At 40.6% G+C, this 24436-nt stretch carries 27 protein-coding genes, 1 tRNA gene and 1 riboswitch; of the genes, 11 read left to right on the top strand and 17 right to left on the bottom strand.

Annotated features, from left to right (window positions below; genetic code table 11):
* Window positions 1–26 precede the first annotated feature (26 nt).
* The 3 genes from AC6UD0_RS02805 to AC6UD0_RS02795 all read right to left on the bottom strand — a co-directional run bounded on the left by AC6UD0_RS02805 (window position 27) and on the right by AC6UD0_RS02795 (window position 3111).
* Entirely contained in the window at window positions 27–1742 is a 1716-nt protein-coding gene (locus tag AC6UD0_RS02805) for a BCCT family transporter (protein WP_500708089.1), read from the bottom strand.
* Between the two features lie 94 nt (window positions 1743–1836).
* Window positions 1837–2394, bottom strand: coding sequence for a sugar O-acetyltransferase (locus AC6UD0_RS02800; protein WP_500708088.1), 558 nt, complete (start codon window positions 2392–2394; stop codon window positions 1837–1839).
* 42 nt (window positions 2395–2436) lie between these two features.
* Window positions 2437–3111: a ribonuclease H family protein gene (locus AC6UD0_RS02795; protein ID WP_500708086.1), complete on the bottom strand. Its 675-nt coding sequence runs from the start codon at window positions 3109–3111 to the stop codon at window positions 2437–2439.
* A gap of 107 nt (window positions 3112–3218) precedes the next feature.
* On the opposite strand from AC6UD0_RS02795, the gene AC6UD0_RS02790 reads away from it, so the two are divergent.
* Window positions 3219–3659: a hypothetical protein gene (locus tag AC6UD0_RS02790; protein ID WP_500693453.1), complete on the top strand. Its 441-nt coding sequence runs from the start codon at window positions 3219–3221 to the stop codon at window positions 3657–3659.
* A gap of 90 nt (window positions 3660–3749) precedes the next feature.
* Here AC6UD0_RS02790 and AC6UD0_RS02785 read toward each other — a convergent pair.
* The 3 genes from AC6UD0_RS02785 to AC6UD0_RS02775 form a co-directional block, all read right to left on the bottom strand.
* Window positions 3750–3823: transfer RNA gene (locus AC6UD0_RS02785), tRNA-Asn, on the bottom strand.
* A gap of 125 nt (window positions 3824–3948) precedes the next feature.
* A complete protein-coding gene (locus tag AC6UD0_RS02780) occupies window positions 3949–5049 on the bottom strand; it encodes an NAD(P)-dependent alcohol dehydrogenase (RefSeq protein WP_500693452.1) in 1101 nt (366 codons plus the stop codon).
* Between the two features lie 212 nt (window positions 5050–5261).
* On the bottom strand, window positions 5262–5384 hold the full coding sequence (locus AC6UD0_RS02775) for a hypothetical protein (RefSeq protein WP_010022570.1): 123 nt from the start codon (window positions 5382–5384) through the stop codon (window positions 5262–5264).
* Window positions 5385–5494: 110 nt separating this feature from the next.
* Here AC6UD0_RS02775 and thiD point away from each other — a divergent pair, with 110 nt between their 5' ends.
* The 7 genes from thiD (at window position 5495) to AC6UD0_RS02740 (ending at window position 13125) form a co-directional block, all read left to right on the top strand.
* Window positions 5495–6295: a bifunctional hydroxymethylpyrimidine kinase/phosphomethylpyrimidine kinase gene (gene thiD / locus AC6UD0_RS02770; RefSeq protein WP_500707254.1), complete on the top strand. Its 801-nt coding sequence runs from the start codon at window positions 5495–5497 to the stop codon at window positions 6293–6295.
* A gap of 221 nt (window positions 6296–6516) precedes the next feature.
* Window positions 6517–7086, top strand: a complete 570-nt coding sequence (locus AC6UD0_RS02765) for a 5' nucleotidase, NT5C type (protein ID WP_500708085.1) — start codon at window positions 6517–6519, stop codon at window positions 7084–7086.
* A gap of 13 nt (window positions 7087–7099) precedes the next feature.
* Window positions 7100–7978, top strand: a complete 879-nt coding sequence (gene fba, locus AC6UD0_RS02760; protein ID WP_500708083.1) for a class II fructose-1,6-bisphosphate aldolase — start codon at window positions 7100–7102, stop codon at window positions 7976–7978.
* 340 nt (window positions 7979–8318) lie between these two features.
* The gene (gene glpK / locus AC6UD0_RS02755) at window positions 8319–9830 is read left to right on the top strand and encodes a glycerol kinase GlpK (protein WP_500708081.1); all 1512 of its coding nucleotides are present in this window, start codon (window positions 8319–8321) and stop codon (window positions 9828–9830) included.
* The gene (locus AC6UD0_RS02750; RefSeq protein ID WP_500708080.1) at window positions 9823–11640 is read left to right on the top strand and encodes an FAD-dependent oxidoreductase; all 1818 of its coding nucleotides are present in this window, start codon (window positions 9823–9825) and stop codon (window positions 11638–11640) included. The genes glpK and AC6UD0_RS02750 overlap by 8 nt, the downstream gene beginning before the upstream one ends.
* Window positions 11633–12418, top strand: coding sequence for a triose-phosphate isomerase (tpiA, locus tag AC6UD0_RS02745; RefSeq protein WP_500696475.1), 786 nt, complete (start codon window positions 11633–11635; stop codon window positions 12416–12418). Before AC6UD0_RS02750 ends, tpiA begins: the two co-directional genes overlap by 8 nt.
* A gap of 2 nt (window positions 12419–12420) precedes the next feature.
* Entirely contained in the window at window positions 12421–13125 is a 705-nt protein-coding gene (locus AC6UD0_RS02740) for an MIP/aquaporin family protein (RefSeq protein WP_500708078.1), read from the top strand.
* 115 nt (window positions 13126–13240) lie between these two features.
* On the opposite strand, the gene AC6UD0_RS02735 is transcribed toward AC6UD0_RS02740, so the two are convergent.
* Both AC6UD0_RS02735 and AC6UD0_RS02730 read right to left on the bottom strand, forming a co-directional pair.
* Window positions 13241–13420 carry a hypothetical protein gene (locus AC6UD0_RS02735; protein WP_500708077.1) on the bottom strand — a complete coding sequence of 60 codons (180 nt, stop codon included), beginning with the start codon at window positions 13418–13420 and terminating at the stop codon, window positions 13241–13243.
* 1 nt (window position 13421) lies between these two features.
* The gene (locus tag AC6UD0_RS02730; protein ID WP_500708075.1) at window positions 13422–14126 is read right to left on the bottom strand and encodes an NAD(P)H-dependent oxidoreductase; all 705 of its coding nucleotides are present in this window, start codon (window positions 14124–14126) and stop codon (window positions 13422–13424) included.
* Window positions 14127–14328: 202 nt separating this feature from the next.
* On the opposite strand from AC6UD0_RS02730, the gene AC6UD0_RS02725 reads away from it, so the two are divergent.
* Complete coding sequence (locus AC6UD0_RS02725) at window positions 14329–14529, top strand: cold-shock protein (RefSeq protein WP_010022560.1); 201 nt, start codon at window positions 14329–14331, stop codon at window positions 14527–14529.
* A 69-nt stretch (window positions 14530–14598) separates the two neighbouring features.
* Here the strand turns inward: AC6UD0_RS02725 and AC6UD0_RS02720 are convergent, their stop codons facing one another.
* From AC6UD0_RS02720 to AC6UD0_RS02710, 3 genes are all read right to left on the bottom strand, one after another.
* Entirely contained in the window at window positions 14599–15123 is a 525-nt protein-coding gene (locus AC6UD0_RS02720) for a TetR/AcrR family transcriptional regulator (protein ID WP_500695318.1), read from the bottom strand.
* Between the two features lie 75 nt (window positions 15124–15198).
* On the bottom strand, window positions 15199–15480 hold the full coding sequence (locus AC6UD0_RS02715) for a hypothetical protein (RefSeq protein WP_500693441.1): 282 nt from the start codon (window positions 15478–15480) through the stop codon (window positions 15199–15201).
* A 71-nt stretch (window positions 15481–15551) separates the two neighbouring features.
* Window positions 15552–15716: a hypothetical protein gene (locus tag AC6UD0_RS02710; RefSeq protein ID WP_500693440.1), complete on the bottom strand. Its 165-nt coding sequence runs from the start codon at window positions 15714–15716 to the stop codon at window positions 15552–15554.
* A 192-nt stretch (window positions 15717–15908) separates the two neighbouring features.
* Here AC6UD0_RS02710 and AC6UD0_RS02705 point away from each other — a divergent pair, with 192 nt between their 5' ends.
* A complete protein-coding gene (locus AC6UD0_RS02705) occupies window positions 15909–16940 on the top strand; it encodes a YczE/YyaS/YitT family protein (protein ID WP_500706265.1) in 1032 nt (343 codons plus the stop codon).
* Window positions 16941–17007: 67 nt separating this feature from the next.
* On the opposite strand, the gene AC6UD0_RS02700 is transcribed toward AC6UD0_RS02705, so the two are convergent.
* From AC6UD0_RS02700 to purB, 3 genes are all read right to left on the bottom strand, one after another.
* On the bottom strand, window positions 17008–18393 hold the full coding sequence (locus AC6UD0_RS02700; RefSeq protein WP_500696471.1) for a class II fumarate hydratase: 1386 nt from the start codon (window positions 18391–18393) through the stop codon (window positions 17008–17010).
* Between the two features lie 33 nt (window positions 18394–18426).
* A complete protein-coding gene (locus tag AC6UD0_RS02695) occupies window positions 18427–18990 on the bottom strand; it encodes an ECF transporter S component (RefSeq protein ID WP_500693437.1) in 564 nt (187 codons plus the stop codon).
* Window positions 18991–19058: 68 nt separating this feature from the next.
* Window positions 19059–19149: riboswitch (TPP riboswitch) on the bottom strand.
* Between the two features lie 81 nt (window positions 19150–19230).
* The gene (purB, locus tag AC6UD0_RS02690; protein ID WP_500708074.1) at window positions 19231–20526 is read right to left on the bottom strand and encodes an adenylosuccinate lyase; all 1296 of its coding nucleotides are present in this window, start codon (window positions 20524–20526) and stop codon (window positions 19231–19233) included.
* Between the two features lie 204 nt (window positions 20527–20730).
* Between purB and AC6UD0_RS02685 the strand changes: the two genes are divergently transcribed.
* On the top strand, window positions 20731–21999 hold the full coding sequence (locus tag AC6UD0_RS02685) for an adenylosuccinate synthase (protein WP_500708073.1): 1269 nt from the start codon (window positions 20731–20733) through the stop codon (window positions 21997–21999).
* A gap of 45 nt (window positions 22000–22044) precedes the next feature.
* Here the strand turns inward: AC6UD0_RS02685 and AC6UD0_RS02680 are convergent, their stop codons facing one another.
* From AC6UD0_RS02680 to AC6UD0_RS02670, 3 genes are all read right to left on the bottom strand, one after another.
* A complete protein-coding gene (locus tag AC6UD0_RS02680; RefSeq protein WP_500695330.1) occupies window positions 22045–23142 on the bottom strand; it encodes a M24 family metallopeptidase in 1098 nt (365 codons plus the stop codon).
* A gap of 75 nt (window positions 23143–23217) precedes the next feature.
* Entirely contained in the window at window positions 23218–24000 is a 783-nt protein-coding gene (locus AC6UD0_RS02675) for a biotin--[acetyl-CoA-carboxylase] ligase (protein ID WP_500695332.1), read from the bottom strand.
* A gap of 3 nt (window positions 24001–24003) precedes the next feature.
* Window positions 24004–24436 (bottom strand): 4'-phosphopantetheinyl transferase family protein (locus tag AC6UD0_RS02670; RefSeq protein ID WP_500708071.1); only part of this gene is annotated, 433 nt, incomplete at its 5' end.

Here is a 24436-nt window from a genome sequence, read left to right as displayed (position 1 = left end):
GCAACCCACTGATTATTATTAACTCATTATTCTTTATTAGGATCAGGTAGCGACGCTTCACCAGCACCATTTTGAGCGTCTTCAATACTTTTTACCATTTTTTTAGCATGAATACGACGCATCTTTTCCTTTTTTTGTTTAATTCTTAGATTGTCCATTGCTTTATTTTTAAGCACGATTCCTTCATCATTTTTAACCATGTGGTAAATCGATATCAATATCATGATACATACGAACATTAATGGAAATCCAGCAATCGCACAGAATGTCTGGATGGTGCTAAATCCTCCGACAACTACTAGTCCAAACGAGAATAAGACAAAGACAACAACCCATGTCATTCGGTTAAACTGGGTTGGTTCCTGTCCCTCCTTTAATCCTAAACTTGTAAATGAAGAAACAATGAAAGCTGAGGACGAGATGGTCGTCGCCAGAAAGATAAAACACGAAATACAGTAAACGACAAAAACAATTACCTTAAAGGGCAAACTGGATAATACAGCAGTAATGACAGCAGCCTGCCCCTGCGTATTCAAAATATGAACCAAGTTAATCTGTCCGGTCCTTTGTAACCATAATGAATAGCCACCAAGAATTGCATAAAAACTTAAACATCCTACTGAACCGTAACCAAGCATTCCAATCAAAGTGGAACGAATGGTTCGTCCTTTAGAAATACGAGCAATAAACAGTCCCATGACCGGCATGTATGACAGCCACCAGCCCCAGTAGAAAATCGTTTCCAGTTTGGCAACGTCCGCAGTTCCATTGGGAATGGTATTAGTCGACATGGAAACAAACTTATCAGCCAAGAGTCCCAAACTGTTGGTCTCTGAACTTAAGATATAAATAGTTGGCCCAACTAACAGGACAAAGGCTAAGAAAATAATGGCTGTCCAAATATGAGCATCACTCAAACGATCAATTCCACCATTTAATCCCTTATAAACGGTCCAGGCAAAGATCACAAATAGCACCGCAAAGAGCGCAGTTTTAAGTTCCAAATTATCTGGAATCCCTAATAAACGACTTAAAACGTTAGAAATAATGGGAATTTCCATTCCAACCGATGATCCAACACCACCCATAATTCCAAAGACAACCAGAAAATCAACTAACTGTCTGGTGTAATACTTCCACCTAGCCTCACCTTGAATAAAATCAATGGCAGAGCTAAGGCGTTGTACCTTGCCGTGTTTAACAAATAGAATATAAGCAATGGCAATCGTGGCCGGAGCAAACATCATCCATGCCATTGGTCCCCAGTTAAACTGACCAAACATGTGCGCATAATTATAAGCACTCTGTGAAAATGGTTTAGCCCCAAAGGGAGGATGCTGCAAGTATCGAAGCGGATCCACCATACTCAACATTAAAATGCTGGCATCAATTGCGGTCGCAAAGACCATGCTGCCCCACTGCAAATCACTATACTCTGGTTTGGAGTGGGGCTCACCCAAGCGGATAGCACCATACTTTGAAAAGATTAACCACATAAAAAATAAGAAGTTAATTATGTAAACCACCATATAGGCCCATCCCATTTGATTAGTGATCCAATTTAAGGCTACCGCTAGTACCCCTTGCAACTTGGAACCACCAATAATCAGAATGATTGAACCAATTCCAAAAATTAATAAGGTTGGAATAAAGACGAATTTATCAATATTAAATTTTTTAAAAATAAAGAAATCCCTCCAAACGCTTTTTTCACAACAAAAAACGCCATGTATGGTGCTCATAGAGCCACTTGCATAGCGTTGTAAAGGTCACACAAATGATAATTACTTATCTTTCACTATCATTATACACAACTAAGATAATAAGTAAAATTCACTAATTATTGTCAATCTTTTTTAATACTTGAGCTGGATTGCCGACTAAAACCACATCGTCTCCAAACGATTTGGTGACAACAGCTCCAGCACCAACCACCACATTGTTTCCAAGGGTCACGCCGGGAACAATGGTTACATGACCACCAAACCAGGCATTATCACCAATTGTAATTGGGGCCGCCATTTCAACATCTGCAACCCGTTCCTTAGCATTCAAAGGATGGACGTTTGTATAAAGTCCACAATTAGGACCTATGTAACAATTTTTACCAAATGTGATTGGAGCCGTATCAAGCAGCGTTAATCCGTAGTTAGCGTAAAAGTTGTCCTCGATGTAAATATTAAAGCCATAATCAAACTCCATCCCAGTCTCAACAAAGAATCTTGGTCCGCTCTTTTTTAACAATGATTGAATTAGTTGGTTCCGCCTCTCATTATTAGGGGTATTATTAGCCTCCTGCAACTGCTTTCGACAAAGGATCCTTCGACTAATCAGTTCTTTATCAAATTGATTATAAGATTCTCCCTTAGTCATTTTTTCTCTTTCACTCGTCATTGAATCACTCCTTTTAGGTCTTAACCTTATTATTAGGAAAATTTACATTTTGTCCATAGTCTGATTCAATTTCTCGTCCACGAAGACGTTTCCTTTATTTGTGGCGTGACCCTTCGTCCAACCAAATTGGATGTTAGGAAACTGATTCAATAAATCATCCAATTGTTGCCAGAGTTCCTTATTTTTAAGTTCTCCGCCACTACGTTTCCATCCGCGCTTTTTCCACCCGTCAATCCAGTGTTTAGTAATGGCGTTTAAAACGTATCTTGAATCGCTGACAACCCCAACACTCTGGTCGTTAAGCTGATGATCAAACAACCATTTCAAAGCTTTCACGAGTGCCATAATCTCCATTCTATTATTAGTCACCCCATACTCACCGCCTGAATCAACGTGCTGACCGGTCGGAGCATCAATTAGGTATGCCCACGCCGCCTTATCGTTTGATTTGACGTGACCACCAGCAACATTACCGTGATTTCTGGAACCACCATCGGTAAATACAATGATGGTTGGGCGTTTACCTACTTTACTTTCCACCGGATGGTTTTCAAATTGAACCCCATATAAGTACGCACCAGCTTCTCTTTTAGTTGCAAAACTTTTATACTCAGCTCCCGAAAATCCATCAACTTGCTTTTTAGTGAGTTCCCACGTTGGATAAATTCCAGGGTGTCTCCCCTGCTTTACCGCGTAATACTTCTTATTCTTTGCCATTTTAGCTCCATTTGAATTAAAATCTTAATTAATTATTACATTTAATCATATCGTTTTGCATTTTGTAATATTTATGCGAAAATAACATACAGGAGGGGATTCATACAATGGCTGACATAGCTGCAAAATTAATTACAGTTGATCAAGCGTTAGCAATGCTCAAGGACCGTCATGCTCAAAAAAATGAACGTTTTCCCAAGTTAATGACTCCCGGTAAGTACATTCTACCAGATTACTTCTTAACTAGAAAAAGGGAAGCGTTTAAGATTAGAAAGCATACTTTCTTAAAGCGGCGCTCCCGCTCATACGTTGCTTTCGATTCAGAGAATGGTCAGACGCTTTGGTTGCACAATTTCCCTAGTCTATCAGAAGCATTATTCTGGTTAGATACCGGCCTTAAACCAGCCGATTCTGATTCAGGATCTTCATTCAAAGAATGGAAACAAGAGCATGCAAAAGAAATTGAAGGCATGAAAGACCAGCTTAGACAAATGCCAAAACCTAAAAAAAGTAAACCAAAAAAAGCTAAAAAGGGTAAAAAGCATTAATATCAAAAGTCCCGAGTTGAATTTGGGTTTTTGATTAACTAATTTCACAAAAAAGCACCGCTCAATCAAATGAGGGGTGCTTTTTTGTAGCTGCTGTGGCTGGGATCGAACCAGCGACATCTTCATTAACAGTGAAGCGTTTCTACCAACTGAACTACACAGCAATAATGAATTACTTAATTTGTTGTTCACAAGTATACACAGTTATTAATTAACTGTCTACTGTTTTATCAAATTATTTTAAATAAAAAAAGTTCTGCGCTAAAGAAACGCAGAACTCAAGTTTAATCTATTTTCGCAGCTGCTCGTTTGGGTAAATGATAACCTTCAAAGAGTTCGATTTATCCGTTCTTGATTTTTCAAGAGCCGCTTTCGTTTCATCTAGTGGATAAAAGTTAGTTAATAGATTATCAACCTTATCAGTGTTTTTAGCTAAAATCTTTAATCCAGTCTTGTAGTTGTTACAGTATCTAAAGATCCCCATAATGGTGGTTTCATGGTCAGTCATGAACGGAACATCCAGTGGCGTTTGGTCGGTTGTTGGGACACCAATGTAGGCGACTTTGCCACCCCGCTTCAGCGCGTGAAGTGAAGTTTGTTCACCTGGAACTGATCCTGAAGCGTCAATGGCGTAATCAACGCCCGTTCCATTTGTGATGGTCTTAACTTCGTCTAAAACATCCGCATTTTTAATGTTAATTGCATGAGTAGCTCCCAGCTTCTTGGCGGTATCAAGTCGGAGTTGCTCGGTATCACTAACAATGATGGTGTCAGCACCATGGGCCTTTGCGGCTAAGATCGCAAGCAATCCAACTGGTCCCATCCCTGAAATCAAAATAGTAGATCCCACGTCAACTCCCAATTTCTGAGTGGCATGAACGCCAACTGATAGTGGCTCATTTAGAGTCGCCTCTTCATAAGAAACGTTTTCAGGAATGTGATAAACAAAGTCTTGTGGATAAACGATGAATTGAGTTAAATCACCATCAACTGGCGGGGTCGCCATGAATTGCATGTTAGGACAGAGGTTATAATGACCGGTTCGACAAGCCTCACAATGACCACAGGGAACGCCCGGTTCCATTGCGACTCGATCACCACGTTTAAAGTCGGTTACTTGATCACCCACTGCTACAATCACACCAGAACTTTCATGTCCTAAGATTAAGGGTTTTTTAACCACAAAATCACCAATATGTCCTTGGTCATAGTAGTGAACATCTGAACCACAGATTCCAACTGCCACAACTTTAATCAAAACATCGGTTGGACCCATTTTCTTTAACTTAGTGTCCTTCATATCAATATCAAACATTTTTTCTAAGACCGCACTTTTAGTGGTCTTAGGCATATTATTTTTGTCATAGTCGGGAATTTTTACATCAGTCATGATTTTCAGTCTCCTTTATTAAGAACTCATTTACAAAAATCATTTTAGGTTAGAAACCTACAACTCCCATTTTTATCATCCCATTCCCATAATTTTCACCATCATTATCACACCTTGCTCAGTGGTTATCAATAAAAAAGCACAAAAAAATAGACCACTAATTATCAAAATAAATCAATAATCAGACGTCTAGTAAAAGTTAATTAGTTCAATTATTTAGCAGGTTTTTGTTTCAAAAACTTTTGTAAGTCTGCTACTTCTTTTTGTTTTGCTTTACGTTTTTTAGTGTCGATCGGACGACGACCTTGGACACCATTTGGATGACAAATTCTCATGATGAAAAACTCCTTCCAATTAAGTCTAATTCCTTAAATACATCAGCTCTTAGTATTATAATACATGGAACAGGTAAAAATCAAATCAAACTAGAATGGAGACGCAAAAAATGGCTAAAGATTATCCACAAGCAGTAACGATTGCTGGAAGCGATAGCGACGGTAGTGCTGGCGTCCAAGCTGATTTAAACACTTTCTTTGCCCGTCGGGTCTATGGGGCATCGATTATCACAGCATGTGTATCGGGTAATTCATATGGGATTCACGATAGTGTTAACATGCCGACTAGTTTTATTGACCAGGAATTTAAAGACCTCGGTGATGATTTTCACATCTTGGCTGCTAAAACTGGCATGTTATCAGACGCTAACATCATTAATACAGTCGTAAAAGATTATCAGCTCTATGACTTTGGCCCCCTCGTGGTTGATCCAGTAATCACCACCAAATTTGGTACCATGCTTTTAGAAGCGGATGCTTTTGACGCCATGAAAAACCAACTGGTTCCCATGGCAACCGTCCTCACGCCGAACTTTTTTGAAGCGCAAAAGTTGACTGGTTTAGACGTTGACGATCCCAACTTTATGGCAAAGTCAGCTCAAGCCATGCAGGACATGGGTGCTAGTAACGTAATTGTCAAGGGACGTCATGATGACCCTAGTCAGACCAAGGTTTCTGACTACGTTTTACTTGAAGACGGCAAACATTTTAATATCGACGGCCCTTATTTTACCACCGACCGTAAAAATGGAACTGGTGATACTCTTTCAGCTGGCATTACCGCTGAACTGGCAAAGGGACACACCGTTTCCGATTCCATTAAGATTGCCAAACAATACGTTGATGGCGCAATCGAAGACGAGATCCAAGTTGGTCATAAATATGGTCCAATCAATCATTGGGCAAGATAATTTAGGAATTAATATTTGTAAGACGCAAATTCATTACTTAAGGGATGAGTTTGGGTCTTTTTTTGGATTGAGCTCAATTTTCATTTGAGGCAAATTAATCATAATGTGGTATGTTCTAATTATCCAAGCTTAAATAATTTTGATTATTAATTTATTGATCAAAAAGGAAAGGAATCTTATGTTTCATGAAAGCAAACAAACCAATAAAATTATTTTTAGACATGGATAACGTGTTAGTTAATACCATCCCTGTTCTAAACCAACGGGCGAAATCATTACCAACCGGAGCTCGTCCTGATCGGATCCCCGGCATCTTTAAGGATCTTGATCCGACCGAAAATGCGATTGAAAGTGTTAATCAATTAAAAAAATATTATGATTTGTACATCCTCACTACTGCTCCGTGGAGCAATCCAAGTGCTTGGCAGGATAAGGTAGCGTGGATTCAACGCTACTTTGGTCAAGAAAAAGGAAGCCCCTTTTACAAAAAAATCACAATGACTCACGATAAGAGTCTCGTTCACTACGTTGGTGGAATTCTGATCGATGATCGTCCGTATCATGGTGCCAGTGCTTGGAACGACACCAAAACCAACAGTGTGTGGATCCAATACGGATTTGATAAACGATTGACTTGGAAAGATGATCTAGTTCCATTCTTGATTAAAATTGCCCAATATGGCAATCAAACTAACCAGTTGATTGATGTCGTCAATCAGGCTAATGATCAAAATCCAAAATACGTCGTCCACGGAAATGTAAGTACGTTTCAAAAAGAAAATTGGGAATAAGGGAGAAAATAAAATGATTACAAACAGTACTGAAATGTTAGATAAAGCTCGAAAAGAACACTATGCCGTTCCGGCATTCAACGTCAACAACCTCGAATGGGCGAAAGCCATCTTAGAAGCATGTGAAGAAGCCAAGTCACCGGTCATTATGCAGGTTACTTCTGGTGCGGCCAACTACATGGGCAGTTTTAGATTAGCCTATGATTTGATCGTGGATATGCACAATGCACTAAACATCACCGTACCGGTCTCAATCCATCTCGATCACGGAAACTACTACGACTCCATTAAAACCCTTGGAATCAAGTTCACTTCAATCATGTTTGACGGGTCTGCCCTCCCGTTAGACGAAAACCTTGAAAAAACCAAGACCCTAATTAAGTTATCACACGCAGAAGACGTTAGTGTCGAAGCTGAAGTCGGAACCATTGGTGGTGAAGAGGACGGAGTAATTGCTGATGGTGAAATTGCACCAGTTGATTCAGCCGTCAAAATGGCCGAGACTGGCGTAGACATGCTGGCAGTTGGCATCGGTAATATCCACGGTAAGTATCCAAAGGATTGGAAGGGTCTCAACTTTGCTCATCTAAAAAAGATCGACCAAGCCCTTTATGATAATACGGGAAAGCAAATCCCATTGGTTCTCCATGGCGGCTCTGGAATTCCTGATGACCAAATCAAAAAGGCTATTCAATTAGGAATCTCTAAGATCAACGTCAATACTGAGGGACAATTAGCTTTCCACCAAGCAATGCGTGACTATGTCCACTCTGATAAAGACCTCGAAGGAAAAAATTATGACCCCCGAATCTTCTTAAAGGCTGGAACCAACGCGCTTAAAAACATGTGCCTAGACCGGATTAGAGTCTTTGGATCAGAAAACAAAGCCTAATTCATACCCGTTATCAAAATAATTAATCCATCTGGATTCACATTTATCTAAAAATGTGAATCCTTTTTTTATTCCATCAGTTCATTCATCAACTACATATAATAAAATGAATAAAGTTTAACGAACGTTAACCCACGTGATTACTCATTTTCCTACTCAAAGCCGGATATTATCCAGGATGTTTTTATTGTGAAATTTGATATTGGTAGTATACTAACCGTTAAAGAAAACGTTTTCTTTAGTTTATGAATGCTGTCATCAAGCGAATCCTAGGAAAATGGCGCATTTAATAATTATGTGAAATATGGTTTATTTGTGAAAGTAAGAAGTGATAGACAAAATGAAAAAATATATTTTAGTAATTGACGAAGGAACCACCAGTGTTCGCGCTATCATTTACGATAAAAACGCAAACGTGGTATCTAGCGATCAAAAAGAATTAACCATGTATTTCCCGGAACCCGGTTGGGTGGAACAGGATGCTAACGAAATTTGGTTAACCGCCCAAGCCGTGATGGCAACCGCCATTATCAAGGGCCGGATTAATCCGAATGAGATCGCTAGTATCGGAATTACTAATCAACGAGAAACCACCGTAATTTGGGACAAAGAAAGTGGATTGCCCATTTCTAAGGCCATTGTGTGGCAATCACGTCAAACTGCCCCAATAGCCAAAACAATGATTGATGCCGGGTATAAAAGCATGGTGCAAAAGAAAACCGGCTTAATTATCGATGCGTATTTTTCTGCCACTAAAATCAGATACATCTTGGATCAAGTCTCTGGTGCCCAGGAACGAGCCGAAAATGGTGAACTTCTGTTTGGTACGATCGACAGTTGGTTACTTTGGAAACTAACGGGCGGTGAAGTTCATGCGACCGATTATTCGAACGTTTCTCGAACCATGCTATATAACATCGAAAATCTCGACTGGGATCCTGAATTACTGAACATTCTCAATATTCCTAAAGTCATGCTTCCAGAAGTCAAGGACTCATCGGGAGTCTTTGGTAAGAGTCTGCCGGAAAACTTTTTTGGTGCTTCGGTTCCCATCTCTGGAATCGCAGGTGATCAACAGGCCGCTCTGTTTGGTCACTTAGCGGTTAATTCCGGTGATGTTAAAAACACATATGGCACCGGTTCCTTTATTGTGATGAATACGGGAAAAAAGCCCAAATACTCACACAACGGCTTATTAACCACGATTGGTTATGGAATTGGTGGTCAAATTACCTACGCTTTGGAGGGATCCGTGTTTATTGCTGGTTCCGCCATCCAGTGGCTAAGGGATCGCATGCAGTTAGTTAAAACGGCTCCCGATACCGAAAATCTAGCCAACAAGTCTAATAATCACAACGAGGTTTATGTCGTCCCAGCATTCACTGGATTAGGTGCTCCGTACTGGAATCCAGACGCGCGTGGTGCGGTCTTCGGTTTATCACGTGGAACCACCAAAAATGACTTTGTTAAGGCAACGTTACAGTCCATTGCCTATCAAAGTCGGGACGTTGTTGGTGCCATGGTAAATGATACTAATATGCCAGTCACCAACCTCCATGTTGATGGGGGAGCCTCGTTAAATAACTATTTAATGCAATTTCAATCCGATCTCTTAGAGACCTCAGTCGTGCGATCAAAAGACATTGAAATGACAGGACGTGGTGCCGCCTATTTAGCGGGACTAGCCATTGGATTCTGGAAGAATATTGATGAACTAAAAAAACTTCAGCCTGAGCCAACCATCTTCAATCCCAACATGGAAAAAGACGAAGCAGAAAGCTTATATTTGGGCTGGAAACAAGCAGTTAAGGCAACTGAATCATTTAAGCCTCAGGAGAATGAAAATGAATAACTTTTCGTATAAAAACCGAAATCAAGATATTGATCAACTTAAAAATGATGATTTTGACGTCACAATCATTGGCGGTGGCATCACTGGAGCAGGCATTGCCGTTCAGGCCGCTGCTTCGGGTCTCAAAACCGCTTTAATTGATATGCAGGATTTTGCTGAAGGAACCAGTAGTCGTTCGACCAAACTCGTTCATGGTGGAATTCGATACCTCAAGACTTTTGATATTGACGTCGTAAACGACACCGTCAAGGAACGAGCCATTGTACAACACATTGCTCCACACATCCCTCGTCCTTCTAAAATGCTACTGCCACTTTACGATAATAAGGATGACACCTTCACCCCGTTAAGCGCAGAAGTCGCCATGGCCATTTACGATCGTTTAGCCAACGTTTCAAAAGACAGTCCCTTTGCACACCAAACACTGTCAAAAGCGGATGCAGAGAAAAAATTACCCAACCTAAACCACAATCATTTAGTTGGGATGGGAGTCTATCTTGATTACAAAAATAACGATGCGCGCCTCACAATCGAAAACATTAAACAAGCAGTCAGTGATGGTGCCGTTGCCGTTAGTCACGTTAAAGCAGTCAACATCGAAAACGATCACAATCAAAAGATTGTAAACGTGATTGATAGAGAAGATAACACCGAATTTCCAATTAAATCCAAAATCGTCATCAATGCGGCAGGCCCTTGGTACGATGGCATTGTTAAAATGTTTGATTACGATCATAAGCAAAAAATCAGACCTACCAAGGGAGTTCACTTAGTAGTTGATCAAAGCAAACTTAAGGTGCCCCTCCCCGTTTACTTAGACTCTGGGTTAGACGACGGTCGGATGATTTTTATCATCCCAAGATTTGGAAAAACTTACTTTGGAACGACGGACACGGATTACGATGATGATTACAGCAACCCAACCGTTAATCAAAAAGATGTTGACTATCTCTTAAAGGCCGTTAACCAACACTTCCCAAACGCTAACTTAACGACTAACGATATAGAAGCAAGCTGGGCTGGCATTCGTCCTTTGATTGAATCCGGTGATTATAACGGGAATACCACGCACAAAAACTTAAATGACGACGATCTGCACCACTTAGACACTAAAATCAATCAATACTTTAACCAACAGATTGACCACAACGACGTTAACAATTACGTTCATTCGGTAGTTTCAAACGACCAAAGTGCTTCAAGTGTTTCACGTGGATTTGAAATCAAACTGGTCGACGGTGTCATCAACGTCTCTGGCGGTAAATTAACTGATTACCGGCTAATGGGCGAAGACACGATGAAACTCGTCAAAAAAGAACTGGAACAAAAATTTGATCAACCTGTTTCATTAATTGACTCTAAAAATTACCAAATCTCTGGTGGCCACTTCGATTCAAACGACGTTAACGGCAACATTAAAAGTTATGCTGCCACCTTAGTCAACCGCGGCTTAAGCACCAAGGAAGCCATGGCGATTGCCAACCTGTTTGGATCAAACACTCCCTTAATCGCTAACTACGTTGCCAGTGGCGTCACTGCGCCAGGTTTAACCTTGGCAGAAACAAGTGTTCTTCACTACTCAATCGATCACGAAATGATCAGTCGCCCGATCGACTTCTTACTTAGAAGAACGAACTACCTCCTATTTGATTCTGAGAAAACCGATCAAATCGAGAGGCCGGTCATCGATGAAATGAGCCGCCAATTAGGCTGGGATCGAGCAACTAAAGAAAACATGACCAGGGAATACTTTAAGATCCGCCATCAGTCTCAATTAAAGAAACTAAAGGAGGCTAGTCTCAATGAGTAATCGAATTCCACTTATTTTAGCAAATTGGAAAATGAACAAAACCAGCAAAGATATTGAGGACTTCTTAAAATCATTAGAAGGTAAGTTGCCTGATAAAAACCTCGTTCAAGTTGGCATTGCGGCTCAAAACGTCTACCTTTATAAAATGGTTCAGTTCATTCAATCCCAAAAAGAGCCCATCGAAGTTTTTGCCGAAAATTTGCACTGGGCCGACGAAGGTCCGTACACCGGAGAAACGTCCCCGGTTGCATTATCAGACCTTGGAATCAATGGTTCTATAATTGGTCACTATGAACGCCGCAAGATGTTTAAAGAAACGAACGGTACAATTGGATTAAAAATCATGGGCAGCTTTCGCAATCACCTCACTCCGGTAGTGGCAATCTCAGAAGATACCTCAACCTATAATCCTGATGATCTGGAGATGTCACCCTTAACCGAAATTGCCGTTTCATTTGCTGGCATCAACAAAAAGGATGCTGAACATTTAGTCATTGCATACGAACCATCGTGGTCCATCGGTGCTGCTAAAACAGCCTCATTAGCGGAGATTGAACATGCAGCACGGGTGATTCGCACCTCCCTTAAGATTATTTTCGGAAATGACACTGCCGAAAAGATCAGGATTCAATACGGTGGAGCAGTCACCCCAGAAAATGCCAAAGCCATTTTTTCATTACCAAATATCGACGGACTGCTGATTGGAAGAGCCTCATTATCTTCAGATACCTTTCTTAAAATCATCAATGACGTGGCCGAAGTTCAAAGAGGAACCTAATAATGAAATTAAAAATCTTTGGTGAACTGGTTGGGACTGCCTTATTAATCTATTTAGGAACAGGCCTCATCATTTTCAGCGGACCGTACGCTGACCAGTTAGGTCCGTCGGTTGGGTGGGGTCTCACCTTATCCATTCTGGTTTATGCCACTGGACCACTTTCAGGAGCTCATCTAAATCCAGCCGTAACTCTTACCATGTATTTAACTAAAAGAATGCCCGGAAAAGAGGCGATTATTTATGTAATTAGTCAACTAGTCGGCGGTCTCTTAGGTGAAATTTGTGTCGTTTTAACCTACGTCTCACTGCTTAACAAGACTGGTGAAAGTTGGAACAAGGAAGTTAGTACTAATTATTTAGGTGGAACGGTCTTCCCCCACATCTCCGCTCCAATTGCTTTCTTCACCGAAGTTCTACTGACCACCACTTTGTTAATTGTGATCCTAGTTTTAAACCATTCTAGGACGAACATGTATGCCATTCAGTCACCAATTGCCGTCGGCTTTACCATCTTTGTTCTGGTAATTGTTGGTGGGAAGTTAACCGGCGCTTCAATGAATCCCGTCCGGTCGTTGTTCCCCGCTATTTTTGCTGGTGGATTAGCATTGAAGTCACTGTGGCTTTATCTAACAGCACCGCTTGTCGGTTCGGTTCTGGCAGCCTTAATAAACCAATACATTATTTCAGACCGAAGCGAACGAATTTAGTATTATAAATAAAAAAGCTCCCAAACCGGAGCTTTTAAATCAAACACTACCCACAGGGGCTCGTCTTTAACGACGGGTCCCCTTTTGTTGTCAATACCATCAAAGTAAAGAGTTCTTACCATTTTTCGGGACTCCAACTTCTCCCATCAATCTCATTTTCAGCCTGCTCATTTCTTTTGGCCTGTTCTTTAACTAACTGTTTACATCCATATAACAGTGAACGATTAATAAATGACGTCTGGGTCTTAATTAATTCATCAATCTTATTAGTCGTCCATTCTTCGTTATCATCCATATTAGTCTTCCTCCTGATTCCGAATTAGGTTAATTTGTTCCTTTAAGTCATTTAAATTATCTTGACTGGTTTCCACTTCTTTAATAATTAAATCCAGATCCTGCTTATGTGATTTCATACTTCCAGTTGCCAATTTCTTTAGTTGAAAAGCCATCCACGTCTCACGTTCGTTAAAGTTAAAGGGATACTTAGCTGTCAAATACATCTGGTAGTCAACAAGCAACTTTTTTTTCTCATCATCCGACATGTACCCGAATTGCGAAATCACAAGTGGTTTCATAAACTTCATACCCGCTTGTCTAGCAAGGGCTTCGTATGGTGTCATAATTTGAGAAATACTAAAGGATTGACTAGCACCCACCGCAAACGATGATTTAGGGTAGCCCACACTCGTCACGATTCCGAGTTTCTTGCCCTTTAAACGGCCATCTTCATTAGCGTACGTGTAGGCCCGACTTAAGACCTCATCCTCCCAAACTTTAAGCGATGAGGGGGCACTATACCAATAAAGTGGAAACTGAAAAATGATCCGATCAGCCTTATTTAAGAGGTCACGCTCAGCTTGCACGTCAATTGGATCACTTCCATATATTTCATCTAAACAGTGCCATGTAACATCGGCTAAATCAGCTTGACTGGTTCTTAGAAATTCCTGGGTAATTGAGTCCTGAAACTTGGGGTGTGAAACGATTATTAATGTTTTCATGCCTTCATCTTCTTTTAATTGATTAATATAAGTCTATCATATTGACATCAGTAGAATTTATGTTATATTTAAATAGATGTGTGAATGGTTTCGAGTTTCTAAGGTTTCTTGTTTTGTATTATTATGAAATGACTTCCTTTTAAGATTCAAACTAAGCAACACTGAAAAATTTATTGCGCTATGCGCTAGGAGGTTTCATATTATGAAACAAGGTACTGTTAAATGGTTTAACGCTGACAAGGGTTATGGTTTTATTACTACTGATGATGGTGATGTATTCGTACATTACTCAGCTATCAACAAGGATGGCTTCAAGACCCTTGACGAAGGCGAAAAGGTTACTTTGGACGTTGAAGAAGGAGACCGTGGTCCCCAAGCTGCTAACGTTACTCCAATGGACTAATTTTAGCCAAACAAAAAGAGTTCTGCGATCGCAGAGCTCTTTTTTTATACATATTTTTAAATTAAAAAATTAGTTAACCTTAAAGTTCATGTACTTCGATGCAAAGATGACCAATTCTTCAACGGGCTCTTCCATCCCGTCTTCTGTCCACGTTAGTAAAACTTCAGTTAAACCACCTGAAATCAACGCAATTAGCATTTTCGATGAATTGGCGCGCAACTCTAATATATCGTCGTCAACCAAATTCGTAATGTATTTTTTTAAGATTTTAAGTAACAAATAAGACAGATCATTATCAACGATTACATCCATCATCCGCTTATTCTCTTTAATAATCGTAAAGAAAGTCGTTGCTAGGCCGTTAAAATTAGAGACCTTTTGCGCTAATAAACGATTAATAAAGGTTGAAAAGGTCTCCTGAAATTGACCAACGATGACGTCTTCCTTGGTATGGAAGTTACGATAAAACGTCATCCGGGAAACCCCAACATGTTTGGAAATGTCTTTCACCGTAATTTCTTGATAAGACTTAGTTTGGAGCATCTCAAACGTTCCTTCAATTATTCTCTTTTTGGCTGTTTCTTTTTTTGCCATATTTTCACCATTCGACCATAAACACGAGAGATTAACTTGGCAAATAAATAAGCGTGAAGAATGTTCTCCTCACACTTATTTATTTTTTAACGAGTCAAGTTGCGTTTGCAATTCATGATACTGATTTGATAATTCCATATATTCAGTACTCATTTTATTATATTTATTTTCATACTGAGTAGCTCGATCTAGAGCATTTTTTAATTCGTCTTGAAACTGGACCACCTGTGACTTCAAATCACTAGTGCTCTTATCTGAAATGTCAGTACCACTTGTCAAAGCTTGAATTTTACTTTTAAGCTCTTTATTACGAGCCAATAAATCTTTGACCTGTTGTTTCAAATCTGAATCAACCATTATACTCACTTCCTAGACAATTGCATTTTAGTTGAAACCGCAGCACCTTGCAATTAAATTACTAAAATTTACTAAGTTAACGGTTTCAAGATGGGTGCAATCATTGCTCTGGCTGATTTACTCAATTGAAGTTTCTTATTGTGCATTAGCTGATGAACTCGAAAAAGGTTATTTTCACGCTGTTGCCAGTCTTTGACTGGTAGAGCGCCTTGCTTGTTTAATACTTTAATATTCATAAGCAATCCCTCCAAATACAAAATCAACTTAAATGATTAGTTCAAGTTAACAAGAATTATAATACATATTTCAAAATTAGTCATCTCTTGTAATTTATTGCCCGTATCAATACGTTTGTGCCGCCCAGCCCTTACAATCCTGTATGCAATAAGTTATAATACAAATATCAAATTAAGAAGGAAGTCTATTCAATGAGTAATTCTACCCAATCAGGCAATACTGCCGCACCACAAATGACTTGGTACGGTAAAACATTTAATATATTACTTAAAGTTTTAATGTCGTTTGTTGGTATCACCATGTTATCACTTGGTGCCACGTTACTTCGATCAAGCAAGATTTTAGGTCTTGATCCTTTTACTGCCGTTAATATTGGTATGTCAAACCATCTGCACATGTCACTTGGTTTGTATCAGTTGCTGGCTAACCTGGTAATCTTCGTGTTTGTCTTGTTCCTTGACCGTCACATGATCGGAATTGGAACCATCATGAACATGGTGTTAGTTGGATTTGAGATTCAAATTTTCACTCAATTTTACCAACAAATCTTCCCGTCGGGGATTAACTTCTTCGTAATCGTTGCTAATGCCTTCTTGGGACTAATCCTATTTACGGCTGGTAGTTCAATCTACATGGCTCCTAATCTGGGTGTTGCCCCCTATGATGCCATTGCTCCAATCGTATCATCACGACTACACATCAAGTACAAGACGGCTCGTGTGATCCAAGATATCCTCTTCTTGATTGCCGCTGTCCTTGCTGGTGGCCCCGTTGGATTTGCATCAATCATCGTTGCCTTCTTTGCCGGTCCACTAATTTCCTACTGGAACAAACACATTAGTGACCCCATTGTTAACGGAATTGACGACTTCAGTGAACAGCCAACGGTTAAACACGCCGCTAGCACGATTTCTAAGGCGACGTTATCTGGGTACCATTATCTAACCCATGCTTATAACGCCACTTTAAACGTTCAGATGAACTTATCCGGGTACACTAATCAACAGTTAGGGACTCGTCTTCACGACGCCCAAACGAACATGGAAGACTCACAGAAGGCTTACAATGCTTACCGGACCCAGTACAGAATGTTGATGGCAGAAATGATGAAACGAAGCAAAAACGGTAACGTTAATCCACAATCAACTGGTAGTCCTGCTGATGGTGCTCCTCAAGATTCAAAAGATTCTGATGCCAATAACTCCAATGATTCCAAAAAGTAATTAAATAAAAAAGGTCCAGCAATAACGGAGACGTTAGTTGCTGGACCTTTTTTATTTATAATCTTGATCATTGTTCGCGCTTATAATTAGTCATTTTTAATGGCTCAACCCATTTATCAAAGTTATCACCAGTGACGTATCCTGAATCAATGGCCGCCTGTCTAAGATTCGTCTTTCCCTTTAAAGCGGCATTGGCAATTTCAGCTGCTCGATGATAGCCAATGTGTGGCGACAATGCCGTCACCGTCATCAAAGAATTATGGACCAACTCCTCCATGCGATCTTGGTTGACTTCAATCCCTTTGACCATCAAGTCCGTAAAGTGGCTTAAGATGCCTGTCAGTGACTGAACGGAATCAAGAAAACAGGATATGATAATTGGCTTATAGACATTCATTTCAAAGTTTCCCTGGGTGTTAGCAACTTCGATGGTCGTATCATTTCCCATGATGCGCGCTACTACCATATCCATGGCTTCACCCTGAGTCGGGTTCACCTTGCCAGGCATAATCGATGACCCAGGTTCATTAGCGGGAATTTTAATCTCACCGTAACCAGCTCTAGGACCACTCGCTAGAAATTTAATGTCATTGGCAATTTTCATCAGATCAGTTGCAAGCGTCCGCACAGCCCCATGCGTCATGGTAATGGCCGAATGGGAAGCTAATCCATAAAATTTATTTTCAACTTCAAACGGCTCATGATACTTATTACCCAGGGTTTGAACCATTTCCTTATCAAAGTCTTCCGTCGTATTAAGGCCGGTTCCTACTGCGGTTCCACCAATTGGTAGACCCAGTAGTGACTTCGAATTGTCCCTCACAAAATCAAGGTCGTGTTGAATGGTGCTAGCCCATCCCGACACTTCCTGTCCAAACGTCATTGGAGTGGCGTCCTGTAAATGAGTGCGCCCAATCTTAACCACATCCCAATACTTTTTCTGTAAGTGATGCATAACATCAATTAAGTGCCCCAACTCTGGTAACAGCTGATTGATGGCAACCAGACTTGCAATGTTCATTGCCGTTGGAAACGTATCATTTGAACTCTGGGAATGATTAACATCATCATTTGGTAAAACATTAATCTTTGGATTAATCTGATTAGCAACGTGGGCAATCACCTCGTTCACGTTCATGTTAGTCTGAGTTCCCGATCCAGTTTGGTAAATGTGTAACGGGAAGTTTTGCATTAATTGATTATCGGAAAGACTCAATAGTTTTTGGGCACCCTGCTCAATCAACTCACCCTTTTTTCGATCGATGGTGTCTTGTTTGATGCTCACCTCGGCGGCACTGGCTTTAATGTTTATGAGAGCGCGAATTACCAATACTGGTAACTTGGGACCGACAGGAAAATTATGCCGGCTCCGCTCGGTTTGAGCACCCCACAAAGCATCCTTTGGCACCTTGACGTCTCCAAGCGTGTCACTTTCAATTCGATAATCAGACATTTTGTCATCCCCTAATTAAATATTGGGTACGACTTATCTGCTTAAGACCTGACTTTTTTCTAGTAAACGACTGATGAAATAAGTCAGCACTCCACTGAATAAGAAGACCGATACAAGCCGGGTTAGAAACAGTAGGAGTAAAAATCCAAAATGATAATTTGCGTATCCACTTTTGATCATATCCCAAGCAAACGTAATTACCGTGGTGGTAATCGTCGTACTTATGATTCCTAACCAATCATAATGCTTATATCCCAATACGGCAAATCCTAACTCAGACGATAGTCCTTGAATTAAGCCGGATAACAAATCAGCAATTCCCCACTGACTGCCAAGGATCATCTCGACGAAGGCTCCCAGTAACTCACCAAGGGTAGCGGAAAATGGGATGCGAATGATAAACGCTGCTAACGGTCCAGCAAGCGTCCATAATCCAAAGGTGGCTTCGTTTGCAAACGGCTGCAATCCAAATGGTGTCAGTGCCGCAGCTAAGATATTATAGAGAAATGAAGTTCCCCAAAAAATCACTCCACAAAAAGCACCAATCAATGTAACTAAAATAATGTCCTTTAAATGCCATTCTCTCAAAATTTTCATGTGATCTCCTCCAATAAAAAAAGTTCCTGGATCTACCCCGGGAACTTCAACACATGATTAAAAATGACACTTGTAGTGTAGTCGGATCCCTTCGCAGGTCTTAACCTGATCAGGTTCAATGGGTATTATCTCAGCCTTTCGGCACCCCAGAATCATATAATTCACTTTAATAATATACTGATTGAATGGTAAAAGCAATCAAAATCAAAATGGAGATGCATTAATGCAACTCCATTTAACCTATTCTAATCCGACCCGTTTGAAAATATCATCAACGTGTCTAAGGTGGTAATGATAATCAAACGCATCGTTAATCTCTTGGTCAGACAACCGTTCATTAATCTGATCGTTAGCTTTAACTAACTTTTCAAATGACTCGTGGTTCTCCCATGACTGAGCCGTCAGTGGTTGAACTAAGTCGTAAGCCGCTTCCCGACTCATCCCTTTATCAATTAATTTCAGCATTACTCGTTGACTGTAAATTAGGCCATAAGTTAGATTCATATTTTCCTTCATTCGTTTCGGGAAAACATCTAAGTTTGAAAGAATATTATTGAAACGATGAAGCATGTAATCTAAGAGCGTGGTACTCTCTGGTAGAATAATTCGCTCAGCCGAAGAATGGGAAATATCACGTTCATGCCACAAAGAAACGTTCTCGTAGGCAGTGGTGATTAGTCCACGCATGGTTCTGGCCAATCCACAAATGTTTTCTGATCCAATTGGGTTCCGCTTATGTGGCATTGCCGAAGAACCCTTTTGACCAGGATTAAAATGCTCTTCTACTTCATGAATCTCAGAACGTTGCAAACCACGAATCTCCGTTGCAAAATTTTCAAGACTAGTGGCAATCAATGCCAAAGTGGCGATATATTCGGCATGTAAATCACGAGGTAAGACTTGACTAGTGATTTCTTGGGCACGTAGCCCTAACTTATCGCATACGTAAGCCTCTACCTGAGGGTCAATGTTAGCAAATGTCCCAACGGCTCCAGAAATTTTCCCGGCTTCCACTTCGGCAGCTGCTTCGTTAAATCGTTTTAGGTTTCGTTTCATTTCTGAATACCAACGTGCCATCTTCAAGCCAAAAGTCATTGGTTCCGCCTGAACCCCATGGGTTCTTCCGATTTCAACCGTATCCTTATATTTTAAGGCTTTCTGCTTAATGGTATCCATTAAAGTTAAAATATCCTGACGAAGAATCTCGTCAGCCTGCTTTAGTCTAAGTCCCTGAGCGGTATCGACAACATCAGTACTAGTAACGCCGTAATGGATCCACTTTTTTTCGGGGCCAAGCGACTCCGAAACATCGCGAGTAAAAGCCACCACATCATGGTGAGTTTCCGATTCAATCTGTGCAATGCGGTCCACGTCAAAGGTCGCGTTTCTTTTAATGGCAATAATGTCAGCATCTGGAATCTTACCTAACTTATTCCATGCTTCATCAATCGCAATCTCAACTTCAAGCCATGTCTGATACTGATTCTGCTTACTCCAAATTCGCTTCATTGGTGCTCTTGTATAACGCTCAATCATTTCATTCACCTCATTATAATTACAGGATAATCTTACATAATGTTTTCTTTTCAGTCAAATCAACGCCACTACTACTTTATTATAATTCTAATATTCAATAAAACACGAACATTATTTTTAACAATATTTTGAACGTTCTTGATTTTTCCATATGTGATTGGTAAACTGTTCTTGGTCAAAAAATTCATTTACGAGGTGCTATTTATGTCTGTAACAGTTGTTGTTGGTAGTCAATGGGGCGATGAGGGCAAAGGAAAGATTGTCGATACCCTAAGTGCTGACGCAGATATCATTGCTAGATATCAGGGCGGTGACAATGCTGGTCACACCATTGTGTATCACAATCAAAATTTTCACGTTCAACTTGTTCCGTCCGGAATTTTCTATTCTGACAAGTTGGCAGTAATTGGAAACGGCGTTGTTTTGAACCCCAAGTCACTATTTAAAGAAGTCGACTATCTAAACGAACATGGTGTTTCTACCGACAACCTCCGTGTATCATCTCGTGCTCAAGTCATCATGCCATACCATCCTCTTTTTGATAAGCTTCAAGAGGAACACAAACATCATAAGATCGGGACGACTCAAAAGGGAATTGGGCCTGCTTACATGGACAAGGTTGCTAGGGTCGGAATTCGGGTGGCCGATTTAATTGATCCAGTAACTTTCAATAAGCGTTTGAAAGACGTCTTGGCTGAAAAGAACGAAATTTTGGTTAAACTATACGACCATGAGCCCCTTAATTTTGAAGAAATCTATAATGAATACGTCCAGTTAGGGAAACGATTAAAACCATACGTAACCGAAACCTCCGTTCTTTTAAACAATGAAATCGATCATAACAAAAACGTCCTGTTTGAAGGTGCTCAGGGCATTATGTTAGACGTTGACCATGGAACCTATCCTTACGTCACTTCCTCGAACCCCGTTGCCGGCGGCGCTGCCGTTGGTGCGGGAATTGGACCCAGCAAGATTGATCGGGTCATTGGAACTTGTAAAGCCTATACTTCACGTGTCGGTGAGGGACCATTTCCAACGGAACTACTAGACGAGACCGGTAACTACATCAGAGAAACCGCCCATGAGTACGGGGTTGTGACCAAGCGTCCCAGACGAATCGGTTGGTTTGACAGCGTTGCCTTAAGACACGCTCGTCGTGTTTCTGGTCTAACCCACCTAGCCTTAAACTGTCTGGATGTTTTAGACGGATTAAAAGAAATTAAGATTTGTACCGCATATGAACTAGATGGTAAGAAAATCACTTATTACCCCGCTAACTTGGATATCTTGGACAAGTGCAAACCGGTCTACGAAACGCTCCAGGGATGGAACGAGGATATCACTAATTGTGATACCTACGACAAGCTTCCTAAAAACGCCCAAAAGTTTCTTGACCGGGTTTCAGAACTTGTAGGTATCCCGTTAGTCACTTTCTCAACTGGTCCCAAGCGAGAACAGACCCATCAAATGTAAAAAATAAGACCCTGGATAAAATCCCGGGTCTTTTTATGTCAACTCTTATACATAGCGTAATTCTTTGGATGTGTGAGTAAATGGTTCATTTCCATCCTTGGTTAGGTGAATGCAATCTTCAATTCGAACTCCGGCTATTCCAGGAATGTAGATACCAGGTTCAATTGAAAAGCACATGCCTTCCTTTAAAATCATCTTATTGCCCTCCATGATTGAAGGGAATTCATGCTCACCCATCCCCATACCGTGGCCTAAACGGTGGATGAAGTATTTACCATAACCAGCCTTGTCAATGATATCTCTTGCAACCGCATCCAGGTCTTCGGCCCGAATACCTGGTTTAGCGGCAGATTGGGCAGCTAACTGAGCTTCCAAACAAACGTCATAAATCTCTTTTTGTTTGGCCGGAATTTTATCACCAACAGCGACCGTCCGGGAAGCATCAGAGATGTAGCCATTATGAACCGTTCCTAAATCAAATAATAACAGGTTATCGTTCTTAATCTTGTTCATGTCAGTAGCACCATGTGGTTCCGCCGCGTGAGGTCCAGTCTGAACCAGAGTATCAAAACTCATGTTCATAACCCCTCTGATTTTTTCCTGGTACTCAATCTCAGCAGCCACTTCTGCCTCCGTTTTACCGGCTTTAGCGGTCTCAAAACCAACTTGAAAAGCAAAGTCGGCTTCTTTTCCAGCAGCGTCTAACTGTTCAATCTCATATGGCGTCTTAATTACCCGCAGTTCACTAACTTCTGGAGCCACGTTAGTGCTAAAGTCAGCCTTCGGAAATTCAGCTTGAAGCTGTTGATAACGACTAATGACCAAGTTGTCGTCTTCAATCCCAAATCGCTTGGGATCAGGAGTTACATCACGAATGTGCTTGGCGATCAGTTTAAAGGGATCTTCATGGTCTAAGTAACCATAAACGGGATACTTCCATCCTGACTCCTTTATGGCTTCCACTTCGAGTTCTGGTGCAAACAGAAATGGTTCCGCATCAGGAAAAATAAAAAGTGCCAACACCCGTTCAACGGGATCACTACCAAAACCAGTAAAGTACTTAATATCCTCAAAATTACTGATGTAAGCAACATCAAGCTTCTTTTGGTTAACGTAGTCTCTCATTTCATTTAATTTAACCATAATAAGACCTCCTGAATTTGTTGCTAATTTTAGCATACAATTAAATTTAATCAACACAAAAAGAGAAACCTAACATCAATCGTCAGATTTCATCTTCCTAATATGTCTGGTCACATTCGGATCCAGGTTTAACGTTTGCTGGTCCCGTGTCTTTAACAAAAGGTGCCCACGTTCGTCGATTCCTGCTAATTTCCCAGTGATTTCATTATCATGATTGATCAGGGAAACTTGTTCGTTAAGCCACAGCAGCCGCTTAGTATATTGATTAATAATCCGATCATCGTCCCACTCGCGATAGACCTCGTACAAATGGTCATAAACCGAAGCAATTAACTGGTTCCTTTTAAGTGGTGGTACCACGTTTAAACTCCCCACCATTTGGTCACCATTACGTGAAAACGGCATGATCCCAATATCGAGGCCAATGCCCATGATAAAGTTCTCGGGCTCGTTATCTTCGTTACTCTGAATTTCAGTTAAAATCCCACAGACCTTACTGTCATCGTGATACACGTCATTCACCCATTTTAATTGAGTATCGATGTTGTAGACCAGTTTAATAGCGTCCGTAACGGCAATGCCAATTCCAAGCGTTAAGATACCTGGATTATCAAGATACCTTGGTTGGGCCTGAAACACCACCGTAAAATAAACGCCGTTGTTTGCAGGAGAATAAAAATGATGGCCATTTTGGCCTTTCCCCTTCGTCTGTTCGTTAGCAATGATCATGCCAGGACGATGCCAAACCTCCACTTGAGCCTCTTCGTTAGTCGACGGCAATTGGTCATAAACCTCGATTTGATCAATGGGATTACTAATTAAGCTATGAATTACGCGTGCATTTAAAATATCGTTCATGATTTATTCACTCACCTGGGTAGCAAGTGTCCCAATGTACTTCCATCCCACGTCCAAAAAGTTAATCTGGTACAAATCATCGTTTCTTCTAGCACTTTCCATGTGAGGTAATGAAACCTCAACGGACTTGGGTTTTCCGATCAATCCGACTCCTTGAAGTTTTAAGACCGCTTCCTTGATGGTCCATAATCTTAAGGCTTGTTCACCTTGCCGTTCGCCCTTTAAATTCTTTAAGTAATTAAGTTCCGCTGGGGTGAAAGCCTTGGTAATCCTGGTGTAGTCATAAGGACGAATCTGTTCTAAGTCAACTCCAATTGGTTGATCAGAAATTACCACCAAAACCGCGTCATGAGAGTGAGCAATGTTAAAATGATAGCCATTTGGTACAAAATAGGGTTTCCCGTAATGTCCAAAATCAATGTCAACGTTTTTAATG

This window comes from Fructilactobacillus sp. X7R9C1 (assembly GCF_059901005.1).
This window is presented reverse-complemented; position numbering and strand designations above follow the sequence as displayed.

Excerpts from the sequence above, each read along its gene's own strand:
- AC6UD0_RS02790 (WP_500693453.1), top strand. The coding sequence starts at position 3,219 with ATGGCTGACATAGCTGCAAAATTAATTACAGTTGATCAAGCGTTAGCA.
- AC6UD0_RS02695 (WP_500693437.1), bottom strand. The coding sequence starts at position 18,990 with ATGAAAATTTTGAGAGAATGGCATTTAAAGGACATTATTTTAGTTACA.
- AC6UD0_RS02750 (WP_500708080.1), top strand. The coding sequence starts at position 9,823 with ATGAATAACTTTTCGTATAAAAACCGAAATCAAGATATTGATCAACTT.
- AC6UD0_RS02735 (WP_500708077.1), bottom strand. The coding sequence starts at position 13,420 with ATGGATGATAACGAAGAATGGACGACTAATAAGATTGATGAATTAATT.
- AC6UD0_RS02705 (WP_500706265.1), top strand. The coding sequence starts at position 15,909 with ATGAGTAATTCTACCCAATCAGGCAATACTGCCGCACCACAAATGACT.
- thiD (WP_500707254.1), top strand. The coding sequence starts at position 5,495 with ATGGCTAAAGATTATCCACAAGCAGTAACGATTGCTGGAAGCGATAGC.
- AC6UD0_RS02795 (WP_500708086.1), bottom strand. The coding sequence starts at position 3,111 with ATGGCAAAGAATAAGAAGTATTACGCGGTAAAGCAGGGGAGACACCCT.
- fba (WP_500708083.1), top strand. The coding sequence starts at position 7,100 with ATGATTACAAACAGTACTGAAATGTTAGATAAAGCTCGAAAAGAACAC.
- purB (WP_500708074.1), bottom strand. The coding sequence starts at position 20,526 with ATGATTGAGCGTTATACAAGAGCACCAATGAAGCGAATTTGGAGTAAG.
- AC6UD0_RS02730 (WP_500708075.1), bottom strand. The coding sequence starts at position 14,126 with ATGAAAACATTAATAATCGTTTCACACCCCAAGTTTCAGGACTCAATT.
- AC6UD0_RS02740 (WP_500708078.1), top strand. The coding sequence starts at position 12,421 with ATGAAATTAAAAATCTTTGGTGAACTGGTTGGGACTGCCTTATTAATC.
- glpK (WP_500708081.1), top strand. The coding sequence starts at position 8,319 with ATGAAAAAATATATTTTAGTAATTGACGAAGGAACCACCAGTGTTCGC.
- AC6UD0_RS02765 (WP_500708085.1), top strand. The coding sequence starts at position 6,517 with ATGGATAACGTGTTAGTTAATACCATCCCTGTTCTAAACCAACGGGCG.
- AC6UD0_RS02680 (WP_500695330.1), bottom strand. The coding sequence starts at position 23,142 with ATGGTTAAATTAAATGAAATGAGAGACTACGTTAACCAAAAGAAGCTT.
- AC6UD0_RS02775 (WP_010022570.1), bottom strand. The coding sequence starts at position 5,384 with ATGAGAATTTGTCATCCAAATGGTGTCCAAGGTCGTCGTCCGATCGAC.
- AC6UD0_RS02685 (WP_500708073.1), top strand. The coding sequence starts at position 20,731 with ATGTCTGTAACAGTTGTTGTTGGTAGTCAATGGGGCGATGAGGGCAAA.
- AC6UD0_RS02720 (WP_500695318.1), bottom strand. The coding sequence starts at position 15,123 with ATGGCAAAAAAAGAAACAGCCAAAAAGAGAATAATTGAAGGAACGTTT.
- AC6UD0_RS02725 (WP_010022560.1), top strand. The coding sequence starts at position 14,329 with ATGAAACAAGGTACTGTTAAATGGTTTAACGCTGACAAGGGTTATGGT.
- AC6UD0_RS02675 (WP_500695332.1), bottom strand. The coding sequence starts at position 24,000 with ATGAACGATATTTTAAATGCACGCGTAATTCATAGCTTAATTAGTAAT.
- AC6UD0_RS02715 (WP_500693441.1), bottom strand. The coding sequence starts at position 15,480 with ATGGTTGATTCAGATTTGAAACAACAGGTCAAAGATTTATTGGCTCGT.
- AC6UD0_RS02700 (WP_500696471.1), bottom strand. The coding sequence starts at position 18,393 with ATGTCTGATTATCGAATTGAAAGTGACACGCTTGGAGACGTCAAGGTG.
- AC6UD0_RS02800 (WP_500708088.1), bottom strand. The coding sequence starts at position 2,394 with ATGACGAGTGAAAGAGAAAAAATGACTAAGGGAGAATCTTATAATCAA.
- AC6UD0_RS02805 (WP_500708089.1), bottom strand. The coding sequence starts at position 1,742 with ATGAGCACCATACATGGCGTTTTTTGTTGTGAAAAAAGCGTTTGGAGG.
- tpiA (WP_500696475.1), top strand. The coding sequence starts at position 11,633 with ATGAGTAATCGAATTCCACTTATTTTAGCAAATTGGAAAATGAACAAA.
- AC6UD0_RS02780 (WP_500693452.1), bottom strand. The coding sequence starts at position 5,049 with ATGACTGATGTAAAAATTCCCGACTATGACAAAAATAATATGCCTAAG.
- AC6UD0_RS02710 (WP_500693440.1), bottom strand. The coding sequence starts at position 15,716 with ATGAATATTAAAGTATTAAACAAGCAAGGCGCTCTACCAGTCAAAGAC.